The 23401-nt window shown below is 68.8% G+C and carries 19 protein-coding genes, 1 tRNA gene and 1 riboswitch; of the genes, 11 read left to right on the top strand and 9 right to left on the bottom strand.

Going from position 1 to position 23401, the window contains the following annotated elements:
• Position 1 precedes the first annotated feature (1 nt).
• On the bottom strand, positions 2 to 166 hold the full coding sequence (locus ON41_RS42395) for a CG2302 family histidine operon protein (RefSeq protein WP_506339399.1): 165 nt from the start codon (positions 164 to 166) through the stop codon (positions 2 to 4).
• A 174-nt stretch (positions 167 to 340) separates the two neighbouring features.
• Here ON41_RS42395 and ON41_RS29610 point away from each other — a divergent pair, with 174 nt between their 5' ends.
• From ON41_RS29610 to ON41_RS29575, 8 genes are all read left to right on the top strand, one after another.
• Positions 341 to 2056, top strand: coding sequence for an acyclic terpene utilization AtuA family protein (locus ON41_RS29610; protein ID WP_040751325.1), 1716 nt, complete (start codon positions 341 to 343; stop codon positions 2054 to 2056).
• Positions 2053 to 3201, top strand: coding sequence for an acyl-CoA dehydrogenase family protein (locus ON41_RS29605; protein WP_040751324.1), 1149 nt, complete (start codon positions 2053 to 2055; stop codon positions 3199 to 3201). Before ON41_RS29610 ends, ON41_RS29605 begins: the two co-directional genes overlap by 4 nt.
• Positions 3198 to 4796, top strand: a complete 1599-nt coding sequence (locus tag ON41_RS29600) for an acyl-CoA carboxylase subunit beta (protein WP_040751322.1) — start codon at positions 3198 to 3200, stop codon at positions 4794 to 4796. The genes ON41_RS29605 and ON41_RS29600 overlap by 4 nt, the downstream gene beginning before the upstream one ends.
• A gap of 8 nt (positions 4797 to 4804) precedes the next feature.
• Positions 4805 to 6811 carry an acetyl/propionyl/methylcrotonyl-CoA carboxylase subunit alpha gene (locus ON41_RS29595; RefSeq protein ID WP_040751321.1) on the top strand — a complete coding sequence of 669 codons (2007 nt, stop codon included), beginning with the start codon at positions 4805 to 4807 and terminating at the stop codon, positions 6809 to 6811.
• A 3-nt stretch (positions 6812 to 6814) separates the two neighbouring features.
• The gene (locus ON41_RS29590) at positions 6815 to 7975 is read left to right on the top strand and encodes an acyl-CoA dehydrogenase family protein (protein ID WP_040751320.1); all 1161 of its coding nucleotides are present in this window, start codon (positions 6815 to 6817) and stop codon (positions 7973 to 7975) included.
• A gap of 16 nt (positions 7976 to 7991) precedes the next feature.
• Complete coding sequence (locus ON41_RS29585) at positions 7992 to 8780, top strand: enoyl-CoA hydratase family protein (RefSeq protein ID WP_040751319.1); 789 nt, start codon at positions 7992 to 7994, stop codon at positions 8778 to 8780.
• 8 nt (positions 8781 to 8788) lie between these two features.
• A complete protein-coding gene (locus ON41_RS29580; protein ID WP_040751394.1) occupies positions 8789 to 9418 on the top strand; it encodes a TetR/AcrR family transcriptional regulator in 630 nt (209 codons plus the stop codon).
• A 143-nt stretch (positions 9419 to 9561) separates the two neighbouring features.
• Positions 9562 to 9634, top strand: a tRNA-Glu gene (locus ON41_RS29575).
• Positions 9635 to 9705: 71 nt separating this feature from the next.
• Here the strand turns inward: ON41_RS29575 and ON41_RS29570 are convergent.
• From ON41_RS29570 to thiD, 4 genes are all read right to left on the bottom strand, one after another.
• Positions 9706 to 11907 carry an ArnT family glycosyltransferase gene (locus tag ON41_RS29570; RefSeq protein ID WP_040751318.1) on the bottom strand — a complete coding sequence of 734 codons (2202 nt, stop codon included), beginning with the start codon at positions 11905 to 11907 and terminating at the stop codon, positions 9706 to 9708.
• Positions 11904 to 13181, bottom strand: a complete 1278-nt coding sequence (locus ON41_RS29565) for a bifunctional glycosyltransferase family 2/GtrA family protein (protein WP_051162751.1) — start codon at positions 13179 to 13181, stop codon at positions 11904 to 11906. Before ON41_RS29565 ends, ON41_RS29570 begins: the two co-directional genes overlap by 4 nt.
• A 72-nt stretch (positions 13182 to 13253) precedes the next feature.
• Positions 13254 to 13751 carry a nitroreductase/quinone reductase family protein gene (locus ON41_RS29560; RefSeq protein WP_040751317.1) on the bottom strand — a complete coding sequence of 166 codons (498 nt, stop codon included), beginning with the start codon at positions 13749 to 13751 and terminating at the stop codon, positions 13254 to 13256.
• A gap of 36 nt (positions 13752 to 13787) precedes the next feature.
• Positions 13788 to 14636, bottom strand: coding sequence for a bifunctional hydroxymethylpyrimidine kinase/phosphomethylpyrimidine kinase (thiD, locus tag ON41_RS29555; RefSeq protein ID WP_040751315.1), 849 nt, complete (start codon positions 14634 to 14636; stop codon positions 13788 to 13790).
• A gap of 101 nt (positions 14637 to 14737) precedes the next feature.
• Here thiD and ON41_RS29550 point away from each other — a divergent pair, with 101 nt between their 5' ends.
• Positions 14738 to 15385, top strand: a complete 648-nt coding sequence (locus tag ON41_RS29550) for a TetR/AcrR family transcriptional regulator (RefSeq protein WP_040751314.1) — start codon at positions 14738 to 14740, stop codon at positions 15383 to 15385.
• Between the two features lie 110 nt (positions 15386 to 15495).
• Here the strand turns inward: ON41_RS29550 and thiC are convergent, their stop codons facing one another.
• The 3 genes from thiC to ON41_RS29535 form a co-directional block, all read right to left on the bottom strand.
• Positions 15496 to 17169, bottom strand: a complete 1674-nt coding sequence (gene thiC / locus ON41_RS29545; protein ID WP_040751313.1) for a phosphomethylpyrimidine synthase ThiC — start codon at positions 17167 to 17169, stop codon at positions 15496 to 15498.
• A riboswitch (TPP riboswitch) is annotated at positions 17162 to 17288 on the bottom strand. (Overlaps the previous gene by 8 nt.)
• 64 nt (positions 17289 to 17352) lie before the next feature.
• Positions 17353 to 18561 carry a homogentisate 1,2-dioxygenase gene (locus ON41_RS29540; protein WP_040751390.1) on the bottom strand — a complete coding sequence of 403 codons (1209 nt, stop codon included), beginning with the start codon at positions 18559 to 18561 and terminating at the stop codon, positions 17353 to 17355.
• 278 nt (positions 18562 to 18839) lie between these two features.
• A complete protein-coding gene (locus ON41_RS29535; RefSeq protein WP_040751312.1) occupies positions 18840 to 19466 on the bottom strand; it encodes a TetR/AcrR family transcriptional regulator in 627 nt (208 codons plus the stop codon).
• A 360-nt stretch (positions 19467 to 19826) separates the two neighbouring features.
• Here ON41_RS29535 and ON41_RS29530 point away from each other — a divergent pair, with 360 nt between their 5' ends.
• Complete coding sequence (locus ON41_RS29530; RefSeq protein ID WP_040751311.1) at positions 19827 to 21653, top strand: acyl-CoA dehydrogenase; 1827 nt, start codon at positions 19827 to 19829, stop codon at positions 21651 to 21653.
• Positions 21654 to 21840: 187 nt separating this feature from the next.
• Complete coding sequence (locus ON41_RS29525) at positions 21841 to 22479, top strand: hypothetical protein (protein WP_040751310.1); 639 nt, start codon at positions 21841 to 21843, stop codon at positions 22477 to 22479.
• Positions 22480 to 22537: 58 nt separating this feature from the next.
• Here the strand turns inward: ON41_RS29525 and ON41_RS29520 are convergent, their stop codons facing one another.
• Complete coding sequence (locus tag ON41_RS29520; RefSeq protein ID WP_040751309.1) at positions 22538 to 23365, bottom strand: exodeoxyribonuclease III; 828 nt, start codon at positions 23363 to 23365, stop codon at positions 22538 to 22540.
• Positions 23366 to 23401 lie beyond the last annotated feature (36 nt).

Raw genomic sequence — 23401 nt, 5'->3', positions numbered from 1 at the left:
CTCAGACCATCCAGGCGACCGCCCCGCCGGCCGCCAGCACGCCGCAGATACCGAGGGCGATCGCCAGCCAGCGGGTGTTCTTCCAGGTGCTGTAGGCCCCGCCGAGCAGGAATCCGGCCAGGGCGAAGAGGAAGACCACGATTACGGGATTGGACACCCCGCCCATCTTGCCGTGTGCGGAATCCGCCCTGCCCCGCCCCCTCATCTCCGGAAAAAGAGGGAGGGCAGGCACGGCCGCAATTAACAAGCACGCAGGCTTGATTTTTTCTCGGGCCGGTGTGACCCTGGAACCGACGCAGCGAGGAGGCTGTGCGGACTCGTCTACAGGAGGCGCCTCGCGATGAGCAGGCTGGGCGCCGATCCGGAGGTCATCCGGATCGGCAACTGTTCGGGGTTCTACGGAGACCGGCTGAGTGCGATGCGGGAGATGCTCGAGGGCGGGCGGCTGGATGTGCTCACCGGGGACTATCTCGCCGAGCTCACCATGCTGATCCTGGGGCGCGACCGGATGAAGGATCCGGGGTTGGGTTACGCCAAAACCTTTGTGCGCCAACTGGAGGATTGTCTGGGGCTGGCGCTGGAGAGCGGTGTGCGGATCGTCGCCAACGCGGGCGGGCTGAATCCGGCGGGCCTGGCGCAGCGGATTCGCGAGGTGGCGGAGAAGCTCGGTGTGCAGGCGCGAGTCGCGCACGTCGAGGGTGACGACCTGCTTCCGCGGGCGGCCGACCTGGGCCTGGGATCACCGCTGACCGCCAATGCCTACCTCGGCGCGTGGGGTATCGCGGAATGCCTGACCGCGGGTGCGGATGTGGTGGTGACCGGCCGGGTCACCGACGCGTCCCTGGCGGTCGGCCCCGCGGTGGCCCACTTCGGCTGGGCCCGAGACGATTTCGACGCGCTCGCGGGCGCGGTGGTGGCCGGTCACATCATCGAGTGCGGCACTCAGGCCACGGGCGGCAACTTCTCGTTCTTCACCGAGATCGCCGACCTGGACCGGCCCGGATTCCCGATCGCCGAGGTCCGCCGCGACGGCAGCAGCGTCATCACCAAGCACGAGAACACCGGCGGCGCGGTCACCACCGACACCGTCGAGGCGCAGCTCATGTACGAGATCCAGAGCGCGCGGTACGCGGGCCCGGATGCGACGGCGCGGCTGGACAGCATCCGGCTCGCCGACGCGGGGCCCGACCGCGTCCTCGTGGAGGGCGTGACCGGCGAGGCCCCGCCCCCGCGCCTGAAGGTGTCGCTCAACACCCTCGGCGGCTTCCGCAACGAGATGACCTTCGTCGTCACTGGCCTGGATATCGAAGCCAAAGCCGCACTGGCGCAACGGCAGCTGGAGCGGTGGCTGAAGGTGCGCCCGGCCGAACTGGAGTGGTCCCTGACCCGGACCGACCGGCCCGACGCCGACACCGAGGAGCAGGCCAGCGCGCTGCTGCGGTGCGTGGTCCGCGATCCGGACCCCGACAAGGTCGGTCGCGGATTCTCCAGTGTCGCCGTCGAATTGGCGCTCGCGAGCTATCCGGGATTCACCCTGACCGCACCGCCCGGCAACGGTGCGCCCTACGGGGTCTTCACGCCCGGTTACGTCGACGCCGCGGAGGTGCGGCACACCGCGGTCCTGCCGGACGGCCACCGTGTCGAAATCGACTCGGCCGCACAGACATCGGAACTGGAAGAGGTCACCGCACCCGAACTCCCGGAACCGTTGCCGCACAGCGAGACCCGCCGGGTACCGCTCGGCACGATCGCGCTGGCTCGCAGCGGCGACAAGGGCGGCAACGCCAATATCGGCGTGTGGGTGCGCACCGACGCGCAGTGGCGCTGGCTGGTGCACGCGCTGACCGTGGACGAGCTGCGGCTGCTGCTGCCGGAGACCGCGAAACTGCCGGTCACCCGCCATGTCCTGCCCAATCTCCGGGCGCTGAACTTCGTCGTCGAGGGCATCCTCGGCCAGGGCGTGGCCTACCAGGCCCGCTTCGACCCGCAGGCCAAGGGACTCGGCGAATGGCTGCGGTCCCGGCACATCGATATTCCCGTGGAGTTGCTGTCATGAATGTGTGGGAGACCCCGGAACGCCGCGAATTGCGTTCCACCGTGCAAGGTTTCGTCGAACGTGAGATCCTGCCGCAGCTGGACGACTGGGAGCGCGCGGGCGAGATTCCGCGCGAGCTGCACAAGAAGGCGGGCGCCCTGGGCCTGCTGGGGATCCAGTTCCCCGAGGCCGTCGGCGGCGCGGGCGGCGACGGTATCGACGCGGCCCTCGTGTGCGAGGAGTTCCACCAGGCCGGCGCGTCGGGCGGGGTGTTCGCCTCGCTGTTCACCTGCGGAATCGCGGTGCCGCACATCATCGCGTCCGGGAACGCCGACCACATCGAGCGCTGGGCGAAGCCCACGCTGGCGGGGGAGAAGATCGGCTCGCTGGGCATCACCGAGCCGGGCGGCGGGTCCGATGTCGGGCACCTCACCACCAGCGCGGTGCGCGACGGTGACCATTTCATCGTCAACGGGGCCAAGACCTACATCACCTCCGGCACTCGCGCCGATTACGTGGTCACCGCCGTGCGCACGGGCGGTCCGGGCGCGTCGGGCGTCTCGCTGCTGGCGGTGGAGAAGGGCACGCCCGGGTTTACGGTCAGCCGCAAGCTGGAGAAGATGGGCTGGCTCGCCTCGGACACTGCGGAACTGTCGTATGTCGACGCGCGGGTGCCGGTCGAGAATCTGGTCGGGCCGGAGAACAGCGGATTCGCCCAGATCGCAGCGGCTTTCGTGAGTGAGCGGGTGGGCCTCGCGGTGCAGGCCTACGCGCAAGCGCAGCGCTGCCTGGACCTGACGCTGCAATGGTGCCGCGACCGCGAGACTTTCGGGCGTCCGCTCATCAGCCGCCAATCCGTGCAGAACACGCTCGCCGAGATGGCCCGCCGCATCGATGTCGCCCGCGTCTACACCCGCAGGGTCGCCGAGCGTGCCGCCGAGGGCGAGACCGATCTGATCGCCGAAGTGTGCTTCGCCAAGAACACCGCGGTCGAGGCCGCGGAATGGGTTGCCACGCAATCGGTCCAGCTGTTCGGCGGACTGGGGTACATGCGCGAATCCGAGGTCGAGCGGCAGTACCGGGACATCCGCATCCTCGGCATCGGCGGCGGCACCACGGAGATCCTGACCGCGCTGGCGGCAAAACGATTGGGGTTCCAGTCATGACAACTTTGCGTACCGGCATCGACGCCCGGTCCGAGGACTATCGGGCCGCGGCCGAGGCGATGCGGGACAAGCTCACCGAGATCGAGGGCGAATTCGCCAAGGCGATCGACGGGGGCGGCCCGGACAAGCTGGCCCGGCATCGCAAGCGCGGCAAGCTGACCGCGCGCGAGCGCATCGAACTGCTCGTCGACGAGGATTCGCCGTTCCTCGAGCTGTGCCCGCTGGCCGCGTGGGGCAGCGACTTCCATGTGGGCGCGAGCCTGATCGCCGGAATCGGCATCGTCGAGGGCGTCGAATGCATGATCGTCGCGCCCGATCCGACGGTGCGCGGCGGCACCTCGAATCCGTGGACGCTGCGCAAGAACCTGCGCATGAACGATATCGTCATGCAGAACCGCCTGCCGGTCATCGGCCTGGTGGAGTCCGGCGGGGCCGATCTGCCCACGCAGAAAGAGGTCTTCGTCCCCGGCGGCCGCATGTTCCGCGACCTCACCCAGGCATCCGCGGCCGGAATACCCACCATCGCACTGGTTTTCGGCAATTCCACCGCGGGCGGCGCGTACATCCCGGGCATGTCCGACTACACGGTCATGATCAAGGAACGCTCCAAGGTATTCCTCGGCGGCCCGCCGCTGGTGAAGATGGCCACCGGCGAGGAGTCCGACGACGAATCCCTCGGCGGTGCCGAAATGCACGCGCGCGTCTCGGGTCTGGCCGACTACCTGGCCGCCGACGAACAGGACGCCATCCGCCTGGGCCGGTCCATCGTGCGCCGGTTGAACTGGAAGAAGCAGGGCCCGGCGCCGCGCACCGAGGTCATCGAGCCGCTGTACGACCAGGAGGAACTGCTCGGCATCGTGCCGACGGATCTGAAGGTGCCCTTCGACCCGCGCGAGGTGATCGCCCGCGTCGTCGACGGCTCCGATTTCGACGAGTTCAAACCGCTCTACGGCTCCAGCCTCGTCACGGGATGGGCGGAGCTGCACGGCTATCCGGTCGGCATCCTCGCCAACGCGCGGGGCGTGCTGTTCTCCGAGGAGTCGCAGAAGGCCACCCAGTTCATCCAACTGGCCAACCAGTCGAATACGCCACTGTTGTTCCTGCACAACACGACCGGGTACATGGTCGGCAAGGAGTACGAGCAGAAGGGCATCATCAAGCACGGCGCGATGATGATCAATGCCGTCTCCAATTCGAAGGTGCCGCACATCTCGGTGCTCATGGGCGCCTCCTACGGTGCCGGGCACTACGGCATGTGCGGCCGCGCCTATGATCCGCGCTTCGTCTTCGCCTGGCCCAGTGCGAAATCCGCGGTGATGGGCGGCGCCCAGCTGGCGGGCGTGATCTCGATCGTCAGCCGGGCGTCCGCCGAGGCCAAGGGACAGCCGTTCGACGAGCAGGCCGACGCGGGTATGCGCGCCATGATCGAGGCGCAGATCGAGGCCGAGTCGCTGCCGATGTTCATGTCCGGCCGCCTCTACGACGACGGCGTCATCGACCCCCGCGACACCCGCACGGTACTGGGAATGGCGTTGTCCGCCATCCACAGTGCCCCGATCAAGGGCGCCGACGGCTTCGGCGTCTTCCGAATGTGAGGGCGGACATGCTCACGACTGTCCTGGTCGCCAACCGCGGCGAGATCGCCCGCCGCGTCTTCGCCACCTGCCGACGCATGGGCATCGGCACCGTCGCCGTGTACTCCGACGCCGACGAGCGGGCCCCGCACGTGCTGGAGGCCGACGCGGCGATCCGCCTGCCGGGCAATACCCCCGGCGAGACCTACCTGCGCGGCGACCTGATCATCGAGGCGGCACGGACCGCCGGCGCGGACGCGATCCATCCCGGCTACGGATTCCTTTCCGAGAACGCCGATTTCGCGCGGGCCGTGATCGACGCCGGGCTGGTCTGGATCGGCCCGCCGGTCGCCGCCATCGAGCAGATGGGCTCGAAGGTGGAGTCCAAGAAGATGATGGACGCCGCCGGCGTTCCGGTGCTGGCGGAGCTGAACCCGTCGGAGGTCACCGCGGAGCTGCTGCCGGTGCTCATCAAGGCGTCCGCCGGCGGCGGTGGGCGCGGTATGCGCGTGGTGCGCGCGCTGGACGAACTGCCCGATCAGTTGGAAGCCGCACGGCGCGAGGCGGAGTCGGCATTCGGCGATCCGACGGTCTTCTGCGAGCGCTACCTCGAGACCGGCCGGCACATCGAGGTGCAGGTGATGGCCGATACGCACGGCACCGTGTGGGCGGTCGGCGAGCGCGAGTGCTCCATCCAGCGCAGGCATCAGAAGGTGGTGGAGGAGGCGCCGTCACCACTGGTGGAGCGCGTGGACGGCATGCGGGACAGGCTCTTCCACGCCGCCCGGCTCGCGACCGAGGCCATCGGCTACGAGGGCGCGGGCACCGTCGAATTCCTCGCCGACGAGGCGGGCGACTTCTTCTTCCTCGAGATGAACACCCGACTCCAGGTCGAACACCCGGTGACCGAGAACACCACCGGGCTGGACCTGGTCCGCTCGCAACTCCAGGTCGCGCAGGGGCACCGGCTGCCCGCCGACCCGCCGCCGATGCGGGGGCACTCGATCGAGGTCCGGCTGTACGCCGAGGATCCGGCGCAGGAGTGGCAGCCGCAGAGCGGGACCGTGCACCGCATCGACCTCGGCAGCTCCGTCCCGGTGACCGAATTCGCCGTCCTGCGCGAGCCCGGCGTGCGCCTCGACTCCGGCGTGGTCGACGGTTCCGTGGTCGGCGTGCACTACGACCCGATGCTGGCCAAGGTGATCTCCTTCGCCGACACCCGCGAGGAGGCCGCGCACCTGCTGGCGACGGCGTTGCAGCGGGCCCGGATTCACGGCCTGGTCACCAACCGCGACCTGCTGGTCCGGGTGCTCGTGCATCCGGCCTTCCTGGCCGGGGACACCGATACCGCGTTCTTCGCGACGCACGGGCTCGACACCCTCTCCGCGCCCCTGACCTCCGAGCACGGCGAGCAGGTGACGGTCGTCGCCGCGGCGCTGGCCGACGCGGCCGCCAACCGGGCCGCCGCGCGGGTCGGGCGAGGCATGCCGGGCGGCTGGCGCAACCTGCCGTCGCAGCCGCAGTCCAAGTCGTACGAGAGCCGGGTCAGCGGGACGCAGGAGGTGCGCTACCGCCGCACCCGCTCGGGACTCGAGGTCGAGGGCCAGGACGGACTCGAATTGATCGAGGCCACACCGGAATTCGTCACCCTGCTGGTGCCCGGCCCGGACGGCCGCACGGTCCGGCGGCGGTTCGAGGTGTCCCGGTACGGCGCGCTGGTCTGCGTCGACTCGCCGCTGGGCCCCGTGGCCGTGCGCCGGTTGCCGCGCTTCGAGGACCCCGCCGAGCACATCGCCGAGGGTTCGCTGCTGGCCCCCATGCCCGGCTCGGTGATCCGGCTCGGCGCCGAGGCCGGCAGCCGGGTGACGAAGGGCCAGCCGATCCTGTGGCTGGAGGCGATGAAGATGGAGCACACCATCACCGCCCCGGCCGACGGCGTCCTCGCCGAACTGAATGTGATTGCGGGACAACAGGTCGACGTCGGCGCGATCCTGGCCGTCGTGCACCCCGAAGAGACCACCGAGACCCAGGAGTAGGGCATGAGCTTCATCGAAACCGACGAGCAGAAGCAGCTGCGGGCCGCGGTCGCCCAGCTCGCCGCGAAGTACAACTTCCGCGACTACGTCTCCGCCAAGGCGCGCGCCAACGAGCCGCTGACCGAATTGTGGGACGAGGCAGGGCAACTCGGCTTCCTGGGCGTGAACCTGCCCGCGGAGTACGACGGCGGCGGCGCGGGCATCTACGAGCTGGCGCTGGTCATGGAGGAGCTGGCCGCCCAGGGCGCGGGGCTGCTGCTGATGGTGGTCTCCCCGGCCATCTGCGGCACCATCATCACCAAATACGGCACCGACGAGCAGAAGCGGCACTGGCTGCCCCGGCTCGCCGACGGCTCGGCGAAGATGGTGTTCGGCATCACCGAACCCGATGCCGGCTCCAACTCCCACCACATCACCACCACCGCGCGCCGCGACGGCGGCGACTGGATCCTCAACGGCCGCAAGATCTTCATCTCGGGTGTGGACCAGGCCGAGGCGGTGCTCATCGTGTCGCGCACCGAGGACGCCAAGACCGGCAAGCTGAAGCCGGCGCTGTTCATCGTCCCCACCGACGCCCCGGGTTTCGAGAAGACCCGGCAGGAGATGGACATCATCGAGCCCGACAGCCAGTTCACGCTGTTCCTCGACGATGTGCGCCTGCCCGCCGACGCCCTCGTGGGACAGGAGGACGCCGCGCTGGCGCAGCTGTTCGCCGGACTCAATCCGGAGCGGATCATGGGCGCCGCGATGGCGGTCGGCATGGGCCGCTACGCCATCGATCGCGCCGTCGAGTACGCCAGGGAACGGCAGGTGTGGAAGACGCCGATCGGTGCGCACCAAGGCATTTCGCATCCGCTGGCGCAGGTGAAGATCGAACTCGAGCTGGCCAAGCTGATGATGCAGAAGGCCGCCGTACTCTACGACTCGGGCGACGACTTCGGCGCGGCCGAGGCGGCGAATATGGCCAAGTACTCCGCGGCCGAGGCCAGCATCAAGGCGCTGGACCAGTCCATCCAGACCCACGGCGGGTCGGGGCTCACCCGCGATGTCGGGCTGGCGGGCATGCTGGCCGCCGCGCGCATCGGCCGGGTCGCGCCGGTGAGCCGGGAAATGGTCCTGAACTTCGTGGCCCAGCACTCCCTGGGCCTGCCGAAGTCCTACTGACGAGCGAGGGACGACGATGAGCGGCACACCGGACACCGAATCCCCCTTCGTGCGCTACGACGTGGAGGACGGATTCGCCGTTCTCACACTGGATTCCCCGCACAACCGCAACGCACTGTCGTCCCGGTTGGTGCAGGAACTGCTGGCCGGGTTGCGGCGGGCCGGAGACGACGAGGAGGTGCGCGGGATCGTTCTCACCCACTCCGGCAACACCTTCTGCGCCGGCGCGGATCTGAAGGAGGCACTCGACGCCGATCCCGCGGCCGCCGCGGATCTGCGCACGCGGTGGATGATCGATGTGCTGCGCACGATCCTGGTCGCGCCCAAACCTGTTGTGGCGCAGGTGAACGGCAATGTGCGCGCGGGCGGTATGGGCATCCTCGCGGCCTGCGATATCGCGGTGGCCGGGCGCGACAGCAGTTTCGCGCTCACCGAGGCGCGAATCGGGTTGGCGCCGTTCATGATCTCGCTCACGCTGCTGCCGCGCATGAGCCCCCGCGCGGCCGCGCGCTACTTCCAGACCGGGGAGAAGTTCGACGCGGCCGAGGCGGAGCGGGTCGGGTTGATCACCCTCGCCGCCGACGATCCGGCGGCCGAGGTGGCCCGGCTGCGCGGCGAGTTGCGCCAGGGGTCGCCGCAGGGCTTGGCCGAGAGCAAGCGGCTGGTCAATGCGGCGCTGCTGGCCGAATTCGATCGTGGGGCCGAGGAGCTGGCGAAACGGTCCGCGAGCTACTTCGGCACCCCCGAGGTCGTCGAGGGGATGACGGCCTTCTTCCAGCGCCGCCCACCCAGCTGGGCAGAATGAGCGGAATCATGGCTGCAATCCACGAACCGAAACCGCACGAACCCAAGCAGGACCGCAGCCGGGCCACCCGGCAGCGGCTGCTCGAGGCGACCATCGACTGCCTGGCCGAACTGGGCTGGGCCGCGGCCACCGTGGCGGTCGTCGCCGAGCGGGCCGGGGTGTCGCGCGGCGCGGCGCAGCACCACTTCCCGACCCGCGAGGATCTGATCACGGCCGCGCTCGAGTACATGTTCGACACCCGGATGTCGCAGGCGAAGGCCGAGGCGCTGGCCGTGGCCGGGGTCGCCGAGGGCGCCGGGCGTACGGAGGCGGTGGTCGCCGGGCTGGTGGAGTCCTACACCAGCCCCCTGTTCAAAGCGGCCTTGCAGGTGTGGACGCACGCGGCCGCCGATCCGGTCCTGCGCGAGCGGGTCGTCCCCCTCGAGGCCCGCTTCGGCCGCGTCTCGCATCGCATGGCCGTGGAGGCGCTCGGCGTCGACGACTCCGACCCCGTCGCCCACCACCTGGTCCAGGCCACCCTCGACCTGGCCCGCGGCCTCGGCCTCGCCGACGTCCTCACCGACGACTCCACCCGCCGCAAGGAGATCGTCCACCAGTGGGCCGCCACCCTGCACACTGCTCTCCACAGCGCCCACTGAGCGCGTTGCGCGGGTCCTGAACCCCCGCCCTGCGCTGTGGGTTCCGAACGCCGGACGATTTGGTCCGCGGGCCGGGTCCCGTTAAGCTGGCCAAGCCTTCTTCACGAAGGCGATGCGGATCTCCGATTCGGAGATTCTGTCCTGGCCCCGTCGTCTAGCGGCCTAGGACGCCGCCCTCTCAAGGCGGTAGCGCGGGTTCAAATCCCGTCGGGGCTACAGCAGGCCGCGCGCAAGCGCGGCCTTCACTTTTTTCACCACCCGGGCCACCCCGAACGTCGCGTGGGTGGTCAGCGGGGTTGGGTGAGGTCGTAGAGGGTGACGCCGTCGACTTCCTGGGCGGTGAAGTGCTCCTTGACCCAAGCCGTGATCTGGGCGCTGGGGGAGTCGGCGGAGTTGTCGCCGGGGCCCCTCTCGCCGCCGATGAAGTAGTGGATCTTTCCGGCGGAGACGTAGTCGCGGAAAGTGTCCAGCGTCGGGAACGGATCGCTGCCGTTGAAGCCGCCGATCGGCATGACCGGCCGCTCGGTCGCGAGCTGATACCCCGACGCGCTGTTGGACCCTATGGTCGCCGCCACCCACGTATACGCGTCGGCATCCTCCTCCAGCATCGTCGCCAGCCGTTCGGTAGGCCGGCTCGCCCCGAGCAGATTCCCGGGCCCTCCCCGGAAACCACCCGGCCCGCCGTCACCACAGAACCCCGCAGCGCCGTTGCCCATTCCGGGAACACCACCGGCCGCCCCGGGACTCCCGTTCCCCGTTCCGGGAGCGCCACCGGTCGCCCCGGGAGTGCCGTTCCCTGTTCCGGGCGCACCGCCCTGTCGAGGTGAAATGCCTGGTGTCCCTTGATTTCTGGTACCTGGCACACCGTTCGGCGCAGGCGGAACGCCTTGGCCGGTCGGGGTGCAGGCGGTGGGGTTGGCTCCGTTGCGTTTGGCGAAGCCGTCTTGGGCGGGCATGCCGGGGCCGCCGAACATCATGCCGCGGGCGTTTCCGGGTGGGCGGCCGCCGGGGCCGAACATGCCGCCTGAGCGTGGGCCCGCGCTCGGAATCGCGCCCTCGTGGCCGGTGGCGAGGGTGTCGACGGTGTAGGCGACCGGGCCGGCCAGACCGATCACGCCTGCGGCTGTGGCGGCGGTGAAGGCCGCGCGGGTGGGGAGCGGCAGGAAGAGGGCGATGGTGGCCGCGATACCGGTGATCAGGACGGCCCAGCGCAGCCACGGGACGAAATCGGCGCTGCGCGACAGCAGCATCCACGCGGTCGCCACCGTGAGGCCCAGCGCGAGGGCGGCGGCGAACCGCACCCACCAGCGGTCCCGGTGCTGCCACAGCGTGACCGCTCCGGCGCCGACCAGAACTGCGACGGCGGGGGCCAGGGCCACCGTGTAGTACTGGTGGAAGATGCCCTTCATATAGCTGAACACCAGGCCCGTCACCAGCAGCCAGCCGCCCCAGATCACGAGCGCGGCCCGCTGTCCGTCGGTGCGGGCGGCCCGGCCGCGCAGCAGCAGTCCGGCCGCCAGCAGCACCAGCGCGGCCGGGATCAGCCAGGCGATCTGCCCGCCCTGCGCGGAGTCGAACATCCGGGTGATACCCGATTCGCCCCAGAACCCGCGGCCACCGGCCGGTAGTTGCCCACCGGGCCCGACGCTGCCGCGCTCGTCCCCGTTCAGGCGGCCCAGCCCGTTGTAGCCGAGGGTCAGCTCCATGATCGAATTGTTCTGGGAGCCACCGAAATACGGCCTCGATCCCGCGGGCCACAACTCGGCGACGAGTACCCACCAGCCGGCGCCGACCACCAATCCGGCGGCCGCCGCGAGCAATTGCAGGATCCGCGTGCCCAGCCGCGGCGGGCCGGCGATCAGGTAGGCCAGCGCCAGCGCGGGCACCACCAGCAGCACCTGCAATTGCTTGGCCAGGAAACCGAATCCGACGAACAACCCGCACAGCACGAGCCACCGCCAGCGGCCGTCCTCGAGCGCTCGCGTCATCGCCCACACTGCCGCCACCATCATCAGCACCAGCAGCGCGTCCGGGTTGTTGAACCGGAACATCAGCGCCGCAACGGGAGTCACCGCGAGAACCAGGCCCGCGATCAGTCCCGCCGCCGCCCCGAAGTTCCGGCGCACGGTCGCCCACAGCAGCGCCACCGTGCCCACGCCCATCAGTACCTCGGGCAGCAGCAGGCTGAAGGTCGACAGCCCGAACAGCCGGACCGACAGCGCCATCGGCCACAGCGAGGCCGGCGTCTTGTCCACGGTGATCGAGTTGGCGGCATCGGACGACCCGAAGAAGAACGCCTTCCACGACACCGAACCGGCCTGCGCCGCCGCGGAATAGAAGGAGTTTCCCCACCCGCTCGCGTTCAGATTGCACAGATAGGCGGCCGCTGTTCCGATCAGCAGGACAGCGAGCGCCACGAACTCCCAGCGGCGGCGGGTAGGGGCGGGCACCGCGAGCGGCGCCGCGGGGGCGGCGAGGGTCGCCGTCATCGATCAACTCCCGAAACAGTCTGAGGCGCCAGCGTTTCCGATGCCGGATCGTCGTGTCCGGTGGCGTTGCGGAATACCCAGCGCAGCCCGACGAACCGGGTCAGCGTAGCCACCGCATTGGCCACCACGAGCACGAACAATTCCAGCTGGACCGGGGCGTCCGGCGCCCACCGGTGCAGCGAGAACAGCGAACCGCTGGTCAGCACCCAGGCGAAGCCGAAGATGAGCAGTCCCTGGAAGTGGTGCGAGACAACCGAACTCGACCCGCGTACGCCGAAGGTGAAGGCCCGGTTGGCGGCGGTATTGGCGATCGCGGTGAGCAGCAGCGCCAGGAAGTTCGCCGCCTGCGCGCCCACGACGGCTTGCAGCCCGACGTACAGCACCATGTAGGCCAGCGTGGAGGCCACGCCGATGATGCCGAACCGAACCAGCTGGCCGACCATGCCCAGCGGGACGCCGTCCACCAGCGGTTCGCGCCCGATCGCCGCACGCAACTCGTTGATGGGCAGTGCACCGGTGGCCAGGCCGCGCCCGACGCGCCACACCCCGAGCAGGTCCTTGCGCGCGGTGTCGACGATATCGACCCGGCTGTCCGGATCATCGATCCAGTCGACCGGCACCTCGTGAATACGCAACCCGGCCCGCTCCGCGATCACCAGCAACTCGGTGTCGAAGAACCACTCCCCGTCCTGCACCAGCGGCAGCACCCGCCGCGCCACATCGGTGCGCATCGCCTTGAACCCACACTGGGCATCGGAGAACCGCGCCTGCAACGACGCCTTCAGGATCAGGTTGTAGCAGCGCGAGATGAACTCCCGCTTCGGGCCGCGCACGACCCGCGACGACTTCGCCAGCCGGGTCCCGATCGCCAGATCCGAATGCCCCGACACCAGCGGCGCGACCAGCGGCAGCACCGCGTTGAGATCCGTCGACAGATCCACATCCATATAGGCGACGACCTGCGCGTCCGACGCCTCCCACACCGCCCGCAGCGCCCGGCCCCGACCCTTCCGGTCCAGATGCACCACCCGCACGTCCTCGAGTTCGTCCGCCAGCAGACGGGCGACCTCGAGGGTGCTGTCGGTGGAAGCGTTGTCGGCGATCGTGATTCGCGCCGAGAACGGGAAGCCGGCGCTCAGGAAGGCGTGCAGCCGCCGCACGCACACCCCGAGATCGCGCTCCTCGTTGTAGACGGGAATCACCACGTCGAGAACCGGTGTCAGTACCGCACCGGCCGGTTCCGCCGCCGGAGCGGCCGTCGCTGTGTCGGTCATGACATCGAAGATCGACGATCACCCTGCGGCGGGGCTGCGGCCAGGCTGGGAACTTCCTGGGAGCGGCGCGAATCAGATCGGCTCGCCGAGTTCCAGGGTGACCAGAGGAAGCGGCCGTTCGACCTTGGACTGGTAGTCCGCGAGCAACGGATTATTTGCCAGCGCCCACTCCGCGAACTCGTCGTACTCCGCGCCCTCCAGCACCCGGCCGCGCGCGGCGTAGGTCTTGTCGCCCAGTTCGATCGTGACCCGCGGATCGGCCTTGATGTTGTACCACCAGGCCGGATACCGGTCCTCGATGAAGGAACTCACGTACATGACGTCGCCCCGGTACAGCGCGCCGAGCGGGACCAGATGCTTCTTCCCGCTCTTGGCGCCGGTGGTGGTGAGCAGCAGCAGCGTGCCGCCCTCGTACGCGCCGCCGACCTTGCCGCCGTTCGCGCGGAACTCCTCGACGACGCCGCCGTTCCAGTTCGCCATCTCGGCTTCGGAGTACTGCTGGTTCCACGGCGCGTCCGGGTCGTCGTAGGAGGTGACGGTGTGCTCGGTGGTCGTCTTGTTCTCGCTCATGAGGAAGAGTCTGCCGGGCGGTTAGGACAGCTACTGTCACCACTTCTCCGAGAGCCGCCACAGCGGCGACACCGGCCCGTGGCCGGCGCCCAGCGGATAGGCGGCCTTCAGGCAACGGGTGGTCCACTCCTTGGCGAAGGCGATCGCGTCCGGGACCTCGTACCCGTGCGCGAGCGCGCATGCGGTGGCGGCGGCCAGCGTGTCACCCCCGCCGTGGTCGTCGCCGGTATCGATGCGCGGCGCGGACAGTTCGTGGAACCGCTCGCCGTCGAACAGCAGATCGGTGCTGAAATCGGAGGACCGCAGGTGCCCGCCCTTCACGATCGCCCACCGCGGGCCCAGCGCGTGCAGCGCCTCGGCGGCCTTGCGACCGGTGCGGTCGTCGGTCACATCGATGCCGGTGAGCAGCCGCACCTCGTCCAGATTGGGAGTGACGACCGTGGCCAGCGGGATCAGCGTCTGCCGCAGCGCGTCCAGCGCCGAATCGTGCAGCAGCGGATCACCGTGCATCGAGGCCGCCACGGGATCCACCACCAGCGGGATCGCCCCGTGCTGCCCGATGCCGGTCTCCCCGCACGCCGCCGCGACCGCCTCGATGATCGCGGTCGAGGCCAGCATTCCGGTCTTGGCCGCCCCGATGCCGATATCGGCGGCCACGACCCGCACCTGATCGGCGACCGTCTGCGGCGGGATCTCGTGAAAACCGCTGACGCCCACCGAATTCTGTACGGTCACCGCCGCCACCGCGACGCATGCGTGCACCCCCAGCAGGGCCATGGTGCGGGTATCGGCCTGAATTCCCGCGCCGCCGCCGGAGTCGGTTCCGGCGATGGTGAGCACGCGGACCGGCGTCCGGCCGTCGGACGGCAATGGCAGCAGTTTCACGAGACAACCCTACGATTCGGTGGTTCGGCCCGGCGATCGATGTCCGAGCCCCTTTCAGTGAACAGAACGGATTGTTCCGTTTCAAGTGCTAGCCTGGGTTCATGCCGCAGACAGCCGACACCCCCGCGCCCAGGCCGTTGCCCGGCCGCAAGGCCCAGGCCGCCCGCAACGACGGGATCATTCTCGACGCCGCCCGCGCGGTATTCCTCGCCGACGCGAGCGCCCCGATCTCGGCCGTCGCGGAGCGGGCCGGTGTCGGGATCAGCGCGCTCTACCGCCGCTATTCGAGTAAGGAGACGCTGCTGCGGACGCTCTGCTACGACGGGCTGCGCCGCTACAACGAAGAGGCGCGCGCCGCGCTGGAGCTGTCGGACGACTGGGAGGTGCTGGTCGACTTCCTGCACCGGGTGGTCGACGCCGACGTGCACTCGCTCACCGTGCGGCTCGCGGGCACCTTCACCCCGGACGAGTCGATCCTGCCCGAGGTGCAGCAGTCGGGCGTGCTGAACGAGGAGATCCTGCGCCGCGCCCGCGCCTCCGGCCGGCTGCGCACCGGCGTCGGCACGCCGGATCTCGGCCTGATCCTGGAATCGTGCGCCGCGATCTCGCTGCCCGATCCGGAACGCACCGCCCAATTGCGCCGCCGCGTACTGACATTGCTGATCGACGGGCTGGCGGCCGAGGGCGAATTGCCCGGCCCGCCACCGCAACCGAACGAATTCGCGGAGCGCTGGCGGCCGCGCGGCTGACCGATCGCGGACCGCGGCCGCCGTCCAGGCGGAGGCCGGGGCCAGGCGGGACCCCGACCCCCGCGAGGATGACGGAAGCCGTTCCGCGATCGGGGGGGTCGTCGGGACGCCTAAGACACGATCGGCAGGTAGACCGAGCCGCCCGCCTGGGCGAACTCGTCGGACTTCTCCGCCATCCCGGCCTCGATCGCCTCGATATCGGTCAGCCCGTGCTGCTCGGCGTACTCGCGCACGTCGGCGGAGATGCGCATGGAACAGAACTTCGGCCCGCACATCGAGCAGAAGTGCGCGGTCTTGGCCGGTTCGGCGGGCAGGGTCTCGTCGTGGAATTCGCGGGCGGTATCGGGATCCAGCGACAGGTTGAACTGGTCGTGCCAGCGGAATTCGAAGCGAGCCTTGGACAGTGCGTCGTCGCGCTCCTGGGCGCGGGGGTGGCCCTTGGCGAGATCGGCGGAGTGCGCGGCGATCTTGTAGGTGATGACGCCGGTCTTCACGTCGTCGCGGTTGGGCAGGCCGAGGTGCTCCTTCGGCGTGACGTAGCACAGCATGGCGGTGCCGGCCTGGGCGATGATCGCGGCGCCGATCGCCGAGGTGATGTGGTCGTAGGCGGGGGCGATATCGGTGGCGAGCGGGCCGAGGGTGTAGAACGGCGCCTCCTCGCACAGCTCTTCTTCCAGCCGCACGTTCTCCGCGATCTTGTGCATCGGCACGTGGCCGGGGCCCTCGATCATCACCTGCACGCCATGGGATTTCGCGATCTTCGTCAGCTCGCCCAGGGTGCGCAGCTCGGCGAACTGGGCCGCGTCGTTGGCGTCGGCGATCGACCCGGGGCGCAGGCCGTCACCGAGGGAGAAGGTGATGTCGTAGCGGGCCAGGATCTCGCACAGCTCGGCGAAATTCGTGTACAGGAACGACTCCTGATGATGCGCCAGGCACCAGGCCGCCATGATCGACCCGCCGCGCGAGACGATGCCGGTGACGCGCTTGGCGGTCAGCGGCACGTAGCGCAGCAGCACGCCGGCGTGCACGGTCATGTAGTCCACGCCCTGCTCGGCCTGCTCGATCACGGTGTCGCGGTAGATCTCCCAGGTCAGCTGGGTCGGATCGCCGTTCACCTTCTCGAGGGCCTGATAGATCGGGACGGTGCCGACCGGCACCGGCGAATTGCGCAGGATCCACTCGCGGGTCTCGTGGATGTTCTTGCCGGTGGACAGGTCCATGATGGTGTCGGCGCCCCAGCGGGTGGCCCACACCATCTTCTCCACCTCCTCCGCGATGGACGAGGAGACCGCCGAATTGCCGATATTCGCGTTGATCTTCACCGCGAACTTCTTGCCGATGATCATCGGCTCGGACTCGGGATGGTTGTGGTTGGCGGGGATCACCGCGCGGCCCGCGGCCACCTCGTCGCGCACGAGTTCCGGCGAAACACCTTCGCGGGCAGCGATATACCGCATCTCGGTGGTGATGATGCCCTGCCGGGCCCAGGCCAGCTGGGTGCGCGGACCCCCGGACACACCCACTCCGGGGCCGGCTGTCGGCTTGGCCCACCCGTCGCGCAGCTTCGGCAGCCCGGCCTCGACATCGATGGCGGCGTCGTCGTCGGTGTACGGGCCCGAGGTGTCGTAGACGTCGAAATGCTCACCGTTGGTGAGGTTGATCCGCCGCACCGGGATGCGCAGCGCGGTCCCGTCGGCGTCCACCTGCTGGTAGTGCTTGACGCTGCCCTGGATGGCACCGGTGGTGACGGTGTCCACGGTCGTCGCGGCATGCTTCGATGGCATTGAAGATCCTCCCTACGCCGGCATTATCCGGTCAGGTTCGAACGGTCGACGGCCCTGAATCGCCCGAATGGGCTAGCCGTCCTCTCAGCCCGCTGGTGCGAGCCCCCGTAGGCATGTGCAGTTGTCCTCGGCCGAGGGTACATGCCGTCGGCGGTATCCGTCAGGGGACGGTGAAGATGGCGTTCACGCCTGCTCGGCCGCCGGGCCGCGCCCCGACCACGTCCACGCGTAATTCGGATCCTCGCAGGCCAGTGCGCCCTCACCGAGCCCGAGCGGGCGGAAGGTGTCCACCATGACCGCGAGTTCGTCGAAGAACTCCACGCCGATGCTGCGCTCGTAGGCGCCGGGTTGCGGGCCGTGCGCGTAGCCGCCCGGATGGACCGACACCGAGCCCTGGCCGATGCCGGAACCCCTGCGCGCCTCGTAATTTCCGCCGCAGTAGAAGAGGATCTCGTCGGAGTCGACATTGGAGTGGTAATAGGGCACCGGAATGGACAGCGGGTGATAGTCCACCTTGCGGGGGACGAAATCGCACACCACGAAATTGGAGCCCTCGAATGCCTGATGGACCGGCGGCGGCTGGTGCACCCGGCCCGTGATCGGCTCGAAGTTCTCGATATTGAACGTGTAGGGGTACAGGTACCCGTCCCAGCCGACGACATCGAAGGGGTGGGAGGCGTAAACCATTCGGGTGCCGACGATTTCGGGGCCGGGCCGATGTTTGACCAGGACCTCGACCTCGGTGCCCTCCTCCTGCCGCACTTCGGCCGGGCCGTGCAGGTCTCGCTCGCAGTAGGGCGAATTCTCCAGGAACTGACCGTATTTCGACAGATATCGCTTCGGCGGCACGATATGGCCGGTGGCCTCGATCGCGTAGGCGCGCACCGGCTGGGCGCCCTCGGGCCGCCAGCGGTGCGTGGTCGCGCGGGGGAGCAGGACCTGGTCGCCCTGCCGGAAGGGCAGCGGGCCGAAGACGGTGTCGACGGTGCCCGAGCCGGATTCGATGTACACCAGCTCGTCGCCGATCGCGTTGCGGTACAAGGGCGATTCGCGTCGCGCGACGACATAGGAGATCCGGACGTCGTCGTTGCCGAGGATCAGCCGACGGCCGGTGACCACGTCGGTATCGGCCGGGGTGTCGCCCGGGAACAGCTCGTGTAGCCGCAGGTGGCGGTGGCGCAGTGGATGATTGGGGACGGTGCGCTGATTCGGCGGCGTCCAGATCGTGGAGTCGACGAGCGCCGGCGGCAGTCCGCGGTGATACAGCAGCGAGGAGTCGCCGGAGAAGCCCTCCTCACCCATCAGCTCCTCGTAGTAGAGCCCGCCCCGCTCGTCGCGATGCTGAGTGTGCCGCTTGGGCGGAACCGCCCCCACCTGCCGATAGAACGCCATGATCGGCCTTTCGCCGGACATCTGGTCGGATCGTCGCTACATCCCCATGGTAGCTAGGCGGATTGTCCAGGGGGTGGGCTTCAAAGCGGGATTCCGGCCAAAAGCATGCCGGAAACAAGGGGGTGGCGTCTGACCAGCCTTTCAACGCCCGGCGTGCCCCTCGTCGTTTCCCGCGTGCCCCTCTTCGTCTCCCGCGTGCCCCTCTTCGTCTCCCGCGTGCCCCCTCTTCGTTTCCCGCGTGCCCCCTCTTCGTTTCCCGGCACGTTTTTGGCCGGGAACTATGCCTCCCGCAAGGCCCGATACACCGCCGCGCCGATAAAGGCCCCGAGGTCCTGGGGGTCCCATGTGCTGTCGCCCGAGAGGAGGGTGCGCACCGCGCCCTCACCGGCGGAGACCCACAGCTCGACCAGGGCGGGGAGTTTGCGCTCGGCGTCGGCGGTGCCCCAGGCGTGGAGGGTGGGGCGCAGGCGGCGGGTGCAGCGCTCCACCGCGAGCCGCCGGCCGCGGCCGAAGGAGCCCGCCACGGCGGGATCGGGGTTGCCGTACAGCAACTTCCACGTGTCGGGGCGGGCGGCGACGGTCTCGAGCAGCGCGCGGAAACCCTCGACGAACACCTCCTCGTCGGCCTCGACGCGGCGCCGAGGGAGGGCGTCCACGATGCCGCTCAGCAGGTAGGACTCCTCGCGCTGGAGCAGCGCGTCGATGAGTTCCACCCGGTCGGCGTAGCAGGCGTACACGACCGGGCGGGTGACGTTCAGGCGTTCGGCGACGGCGGCGACGGTGATGGCCGCGATACCGTCCTCGACGGCTATGCGCAGGGCGGCGTCGAGCACCTGGGGCCGGCGCCGTTCGGGCCCGAGATGTTGCGCACGCTGCCGCGGCCGCACCGCAGAATCCGAACCCATGCCGACCAAGATATCAGCGGAGACCCCTGTCCTCGCGGGTCGCGCGGCCGCCGCCCGGACTGAGTATTTCGCTTTCCACATGCGGGCCGAATCCGCCTGTGCGCCGGACGGTCTCCGAAAATCCGGCATACCGTTGGCAAATTGCCACTGCGGTACCGTGGGAGATGTTCCATCCTTCCGGGTGTGATGTATATGCCCTGATGCATCGGATTTGTACAAGGTACAAAGAATTAACCCGCCGTACCGCAGCCTACGGTTGCGTAACCGGACGGCTGTACGGCAACCTCCAGGGACAACATCAAACCTGCGTGTGCGGAGCCGGCACACGCGGCAATTCGACCCAGTCGAGGAGGCCGGTCCGTGTCGCACTACAAGGCGAACCTTCGGGATATCGAGTTCAACTTGTTCGAGGTGCTGGGAATCGGGGAGCTGCTGGACGCGGGCGCCTACGGGGATCTGGATACGGAGACCGCGCGGGGGATGCTCGCCGAGGTGTTGCGGCTGGCGGAGGGGCCCGTCGCGGAGTCGTTCGCCGACGCGGATCGCCACCCGCTGGAATTCGACGCCGCCAACCACACCGTGATCGTCCCTGACCCGCTGCGCAAGACCGTCGCCGCGGTCAACGAGGCCGGCTGGTCGGGGCTGGGCATGCCCGAGGCGATGGGCGGGGTGAACGCCCCCTCGGCGCTGGTGTGGGCATCGCAGGAAATGCTTGTGGCGGCGAACAATTCGGCGAGCTTCTTCAATATGGGCCCGCTCATGCACACCGTGCTGTTCAACGAGGGCACCGAGGAGCAGCGGCGCTGGGCCCAGCACGCGTGGGACAACCGCTGGGGCGGAACGATGGTGCTCACCGAGCCCGACGCCGGCTCCGACGTGGGCATGGGCCGCACCAAGGCGGTCCAGCAACCCGACGGCACCTGGCACATCGAGGGCGTGAAGCGTTTCATCTCCGGCGGCGACCTGGGCGACACCGCGGAGAACATCATCCACCTGACGCTGGCACGGCCCGAGGGCGCGGGGCCGGGCACCAAGGGCCTGTCGCTGTTCGCGGTGCCGAAGTTCCTGTTCGACAGCGAGACACTGGAACTCGGCGAGCGCAACGGCGTGAACGTCACCAATCTCGAGCACAAGATGGGCATCAAGTCCTCGCCCACCTGCGAGCTGACCTACGGCGGCGACAAGCCGGCCGTCGGCTACCTCGTCGGCGAGGTGCACAACGGCATCGCGCAGATGTTCAAGGTGATCGAGAACGCCCGCATGATGGTGGGCGTGCTGTCGGCGGGCACGCTGTCCTCCGGATACCTGAATGCGCTGGAGTATGCCAAGACTCGCGTGCAGGGCGCGGATCTCACCCAGATGAGGGATAAGACCGCGCCGCGCGTCACCATCACCCATCACCCCGACATCCGCCGCAGCCTGGCGCTGCAGAAGGCGTATTCGGAGGGGCTGCGCGCGCTCTACCTGTACACCTCGGCCTACCAGAACGACGATGTGGCCCAGGCGAATTTCGGCGCCGATCCGGAACTCGCGGCGCGGGTCAACGATCTGCTGCTGCCGGTCGTCAAGGGCTGCGGGTCCGAGCGGGCCTACGAGACGCTGACCGAATCGCTGCAGACCTTCGGTGGCTCCGGCTACCTGCAGGACTATCCGGTCGAGCAGTACATCCGCGATGTGAAGATCGACTCGCTGTACGAGGGCACCACGGCCATCCAGGCGCAGGACTTCTTCTTCCGCAAGATCATTCGGGACAAGGGCGTGGCGCTGGCGCACGTCGCCGGGCTGATCCAGAAGTTCGCCGACTCCGGCGACGACCGCTTCAAGCGCGAGCGGGAACTGCTCGGCGCGGCCCTGGCCGATGTGCAGGCGATGGCGGCGGCGCTCACCAACTACCTGATGGCGTCGCAGCAGACCCCGGAGGAGATCTACAAGGTCGGTCTCGGCTCGGTGCGCTTCCTGCACGCGACCGGCGACCTCGTCATCGGCTGGCGGCTGCTGGAGCAGGCCGCCGTGGCGCAGGCGGCGCTCGACGGCGGGGCCGCCGAGAAGGACCGCCCGTTCTACACCGGAAAGATCGGCGTCGCCTCGTGGTTCGCGAAGAACAAGCTCCCCCTGCTCAGCGGCGTCCGCAGCGTCGTGGAGAACCTCGACAACGACATCATGCAGCTGGACGAGGCGGCGTTCTGAGAGGTTCCCGGCCAAAAGCATGCCGGGAAATGGTGTTGTGCATGCCGGGAATGGTGTTGTGAGCGCGTGCCGGAACCATGGTGAGCGCCTTCTGTTTCCGGCGTGCTTTTGGCCGGAAACAGACGTGCCCGATTCGTGACATACATATTGGTTCCGCCACGCCGAGGCTTGCGGGTACAACTACCGCATGGTTTTCCCGGTGAACTTCGGCTGGATCCAGGTCTTTCTGGTCGCGCTCTTCGTCGTCGCCGCGGTGCTGTTGATCACCGCCGTGGTCAGGGCGCGCAGGGTCGGCTGGAAGGCGTTGGCGGGGCGGGGATCCGGGGCGCTGGTACTGGTGCTGGTGGCGGTGGTCATCCTCTGGGTGACCACCCTGCTGCAGGCGTATCTCGGGCTCACCGGTGAGGTGAAGGCGGCGCACGTGGTCGCCACGCAAGCCAAGGACGAGCCGAACACGCTGGACGTCGAACTCACTCTGTACGGCGACGGCGACCACGCGGACCGGCACGAGAAGTACCGCGTCGAGGGCGATCTGTGGGTGCTGCAGGCGAATATCGTCGAACTCGAGCACTGGGTGAACACCCTCGGCTTCCATTCGGGCTACAAGGTGACCCGGCTGTTCGGCGAGCGCCTGGACGGCGTGGCCGCCAAGCAGAACCACATCTTCCTCAACGGCAGCGACCGGGACTTCTTCGAGGAGATGCAGAACAAGACCTGGTACACAAAACCTTTCGTCCGCTCGGCCTACGGCAACGCCGTGGTGGCGACGACGGGCGAGTACGACGTATTCATCTCCCAGGACGCCATCAAGACCCGGCCCTCCTAGAAGTGGGGTCCCGGCCAAAAGCGTGCCGGGAGATGGCGGGGCCGTGCCGGGGAACTGTTTACGGCAGCTCGAATTCGGCGATTACCGGGGCGTGGTCGCTGGGGGCCTTGCCTTTTCGCTCGTCGCGGTCGACGGCGGCGTCGGTGGTGACGGTGGCCAGGGCGGGGGAGGCGAGGATGAAATCGATGCGCATGCCCTCCTTGCGGGGGAAGCGCAGCTGGGTGTAGTCCCAGTAGGTGTAGACGCCCGGGCCGGGCGCGAACGGCCGCAGGACGTCGCTGAATCCGGCCTCGGTCATGGCGGCGAAGGCGTCCCGCTCGGGCTGGGAGACATGGGTTTTGCCCGCGAAGAACTCCGGCGACCAGACGTCGTCGTCGGTCGGCGCGATATTCCAGTCGCCGACCAGCGCGATCCGCGCCTCGGCGTCCTCGGCCAGCCAGCGGGCGCCGGTATCACGCAGCGCGGCAAGCCATTCCAGCTTGTAGGTGTAGTGCGGATCGTCCAGCGCGCGGCCGTTGGGCACGTACAGGCTCCACACCCGCACGCCGCCGCAGGTGGCGCCGAGGGCCCGCGCCTCGACCACCGGCGCGCTCAGCAGCGAGGCGCCGGCGTCCTTGTCGAATCCGGGCTGGCCCGGGAAGTGGAGTTCGATGTCCTCGAGGCCGACCCGGGACGCGATCGCCACCCCGTTCCACTGGTTGAAGCCGACGTGCGCGACCTCGTAGCCGGCCTCGTCGAACCGCTCCATCGGGAACTGGTCGTCGCGGCACTTGGTCTCCTGGATGGCCAGCACATCGATATCGGCGCGGTCCAGCCAGTTCAGCACCCGGTCGAGCCGCGAGCGGATCGAGTTCACATTCCACGTCGCCAGCCGAAAGGTCGTCATAGTCTTCCCGTCTCGATCAGTTCGCGTCGATCAGTG

This window comes from Nocardia transvalensis NBRC 15921 (assembly GCF_000308875.1).
Taxonomy (GTDB): Bacteria; Actinomycetota; Actinomycetes; order Mycobacteriales; family Mycobacteriaceae; genus Nocardia; species Nocardia transvalensis.
Note: the sequence above shows the minus strand (reverse complement) of the source record. Positions and strands in the feature narration are given on the sequence as shown.

Bases quoted from the DNA above. Each gene is read 5' to 3' on its own strand.
- ON41_RS29560 (WP_040751317.1), bottom strand. From the start codon at position 13,751: ATGAGCGAGAACAAGACGACCACCGAGCACACCGTCACCTCCTACGAC.
- ON41_RS29520 (WP_040751309.1), bottom strand. From the start codon at position 23,365: ATGACGACCTTTCGGCTGGCGACGTGGAATGTGAACTCGATCCGCTCG.
- ON41_RS42395 (WP_506339399.1), bottom strand. From the start codon at position 166: ATGGGCGGGGTGTCCAATCCCGTAATCGTGGTCTTCCTCTTCGCCCTG.
- ON41_RS29565 (WP_051162751.1), bottom strand. From the start codon at position 13,181: ATGACCGACACAGCGACGGCCGCTCCGGCGGCGGAACCGGCCGGTGCG.
- ON41_RS29550 (WP_040751314.1), top strand. From the start codon at position 14,738: ATGCCGCAGACAGCCGACACCCCCGCGCCCAGGCCGTTGCCCGGCCGC.
- ON41_RS29590 (WP_040751320.1), top strand. From the start codon at position 6,815: ATGAGCTTCATCGAAACCGACGAGCAGAAGCAGCTGCGGGCCGCGGTC.
- ON41_RS29585 (WP_040751319.1), top strand. From the start codon at position 7,992: ATGAGCGGCACACCGGACACCGAATCCCCCTTCGTGCGCTACGACGTG.
- ON41_RS29600 (WP_040751322.1), top strand. From the start codon at position 3,198: ATGACAACTTTGCGTACCGGCATCGACGCCCGGTCCGAGGACTATCGG.
- ON41_RS29580 (WP_040751394.1), top strand. From the start codon at position 8,789: ATGGCTGCAATCCACGAACCGAAACCGCACGAACCCAAGCAGGACCGC.
- ON41_RS29540 (WP_040751390.1), bottom strand. From the start codon at position 18,561: ATGGCGTTCTATCGGCAGGTGGGGGCGGTTCCGCCCAAGCGGCACACT.
- thiC (WP_040751313.1), bottom strand. From the start codon at position 17,169: ATGCCATCGAAGCATGCCGCGACGACCGTGGACACCGTCACCACCGGT.
- ON41_RS29525 (WP_040751310.1), top strand. From the start codon at position 21,841: ATGGTTTTCCCGGTGAACTTCGGCTGGATCCAGGTCTTTCTGGTCGCG.
- ON41_RS29610 (WP_040751325.1), top strand. From the start codon at position 341: ATGAGCAGGCTGGGCGCCGATCCGGAGGTCATCCGGATCGGCAACTGT.
- ON41_RS29570 (WP_040751318.1), bottom strand. From the start codon at position 11,907: ATGACGGCGACCCTCGCCGCCCCCGCGGCGCCGCTCGCGGTGCCCGCC.
- ON41_RS29535 (WP_040751312.1), bottom strand. From the start codon at position 19,466: ATGGGTTCGGATTCTGCGGTGCGGCCGCGGCAGCGTGCGCAACATCTC.
- ON41_RS29605 (WP_040751324.1), top strand. From the start codon at position 2,053: ATGAATGTGTGGGAGACCCCGGAACGCCGCGAATTGCGTTCCACCGTG.
- ON41_RS29595 (WP_040751321.1), top strand. From the start codon at position 4,805: ATGCTCACGACTGTCCTGGTCGCCAACCGCGGCGAGATCGCCCGCCGC.